The sequence below is a fragment of the Streptomyces sp. NPDC006265 genome, assembly GCF_040613555.1.
Lineage (GTDB): Bacteria > Actinomycetota > Actinomycetes > Streptomycetales > Streptomycetaceae > Streptomyces.
The window spans coordinates 1-2,090 of the sequence record NZ_JBEXSH010000426.1 but is presented as its reverse complement, the minus strand read 5'-3'; the positions used below and the strand labels follow the sequence as shown (position 1 = coordinate 2,090).

2 protein-coding genes are annotated in these 2,090 nt (G+C 68.5%); both read right to left on the bottom strand.

Annotated elements, in window-relative coordinates; all coding sequences use genetic code 11:
• A partial coding sequence (locus ABZ281_RS29045) for a TrkA family potassium uptake protein (RefSeq protein WP_356660183.1) occupies positions 1-506 on the bottom strand: 506 nt, incomplete at its 3' end.
• Complete coding sequence (locus tag ABZ281_RS29040) at positions 499-1,839, bottom strand: potassium transporter TrkG (protein WP_356660181.1); 1,341 nt, start codon at positions 1,837-1,839, stop codon at positions 499-501. The genes ABZ281_RS29040 and ABZ281_RS29045, both read right to left, overlap by 8 nt.
• Positions 1,840-2,090: the final 251 nt, after the last annotated feature.

The window sequence follows — 2,090 nt, the reverse complement described above, 5'->3', positions numbered from 1 at the left end:
TCAGCTTGGTGAGGTGCCGGCTGACCGGGCAGGGCGCCGCCGACGCGCTCGGCGATGTAGTCGAGCATCCGACCGCGTACGAGGTGGGCGACGCGCTGGCCCATGTCGTGTTCGGGGTAGACGACGTGGTGGACGCCGAGCTGGGTAAGGATGCGGCCGTGGGCTTCGCTGGTGGCTTTGGCCCACACGTCCTGGATGCCGAAGGAGATCAGCAGCGAGGCGGTGAGGATGCTGGCCTCCAGGTCGGTGCCGATGGCGACGACGGCCCGGTCGAATTCGTGGACGCCCAGTTGGCGCAGGGCGTCTTCCTTGGTGGAGTCGGCCCGCACGGTGTGGGTGAGGGAGCCGGAGAGGGCTTGGACGACTTCGGCGTTCTCGTCGATGCCGAGCACTTCGGTGTCCTCGTCGACGAGTTCCAGGGCCAGGGCACGGCCGAAGCGGCCCATGCCGATGACGACGACGGAGCCCTCCGCGCGCCGCTTCTTGGGGGTGCTCTTCCTAGCCAATGACGGGTCGCTCCTCGGGAAGGTCGTACAGGCGGACGCGGGTGCGCAGGGCGAGCGCGGAGCCGACGGTGATGGGGCCGAGCCGGCCGATGAACATCAACGCGATCAGCAGCAGCTGCAAGCCGGGGGACAGGTCGGCGGTGATACCGGTGGACAGCCCGACGGTGGCGAACGCCGAGGTGACCTCGAACAGCGACTGGTCCAGGCTCTGGTCGGAGAAGACCATGAAGGCCACGGTGGAGGCGGCTACGGCGGCCACGGACAGGAGGACCACGGTCAGCGCCTGGCGCTGGAGATCTCCGTGCAGGCGACGATGGAAGATGTTCACCGCGCCCTCGCCGCGGATCTCTGCGTATATGACGAAGAACAGCACGGCGAAGGTGGTGACCTTGATGCCGCCGGCGGTGCCGGCGCTGGCACCGCCGATGAACATCAGCACGTCCATGCCCAACCAGCTCGCGGGGTTCATCTGCGAGACGTCGATGCTGTTGAACCCGGCGGTGCGAGGCATGACGCCCTGGAAGAAGCCGGCCAGCAGTTTCCCGGGCACGTCCAGGGTGCCCAGGGTAGCTGGGTTGGACCATTCGATCGCGGTGATGAAGGCGCTGCCGCCGACCAGGAAGACGCCGGAGGCCCACAGCACGATCTTGGTGTGCAGGGACCAACCGCGCGGCTTGCGGAACCGGCGGCGCAGCTCGAAAAGGACGGGGAAGCCCAGTCCGCCGGCGATGACCGCCAGGGCGATGGGCAGGCAGATCCACGGGTCGGTGACGAAACCCATCAGGCTGTCGGAGTACAGGGCGAATCCGGCGTTGTTGAACGCCGAGACGGCGTGGAAGACGCCTAGCCACACAGCCTGCGGCCAGGGCTCGTCATAGGCGGTGGCGAACCGCAGGGCCAGCACCAGCGCGGTGGCCGCTTCCAGTAGGAGGCTGACCTTGACCACGCCTGTCACGACCGCGCGGATATCGCCCAGGCCCAGGGTCTTGGTCTCCGCCGCAGCTGTCAGGCGGGCCTTCAGGCCCATGCGGTGGGAGACCAGTAGGACCAGAAGGGAGGCGAAGGTCATGATGCCGAAGCCGCCCACCTGGATGAGCGCCAGGATCACCGCCTGCCCGAAGCCGCTCCAGTAGCCGGGGGTGTCCACCACGACCAGACCCGTCACGCACACCGCGGAGGTGGAGGTGAACAGCGCCTCCAGCGCGCTGGCACCGCCCGGCCCTGCCTTGGCCGCCGGCAGCATCAGCAGACCGGTTCCGGCCGCGATCGCTGAGGCGAAGCCGGCCACGACCACCTGCGCAGGATGCCGAAGACGCGGCCACCGCCGCGTCACCACAACAAGCCCTCCGCTTCGCGGACAGGCATCACGATTGTTCGCACTGGGAGACGATAGACAACACCAACCGCCTTGGGTATCGGCACCCCTGCCGTTTGCCCGCTGCCGTCTCCGGGCTTGCGTCATGGGCTTCCCGTAACAGCATTCGTCCCACCTCCCTCACCCACCCGTACCGGGCGCACCGGCGCCAGGTTCGGCCACGTCTCGTCCTCCCCGGCCGCCGGCTCCGTCCCCGACGTCCCGGCGAA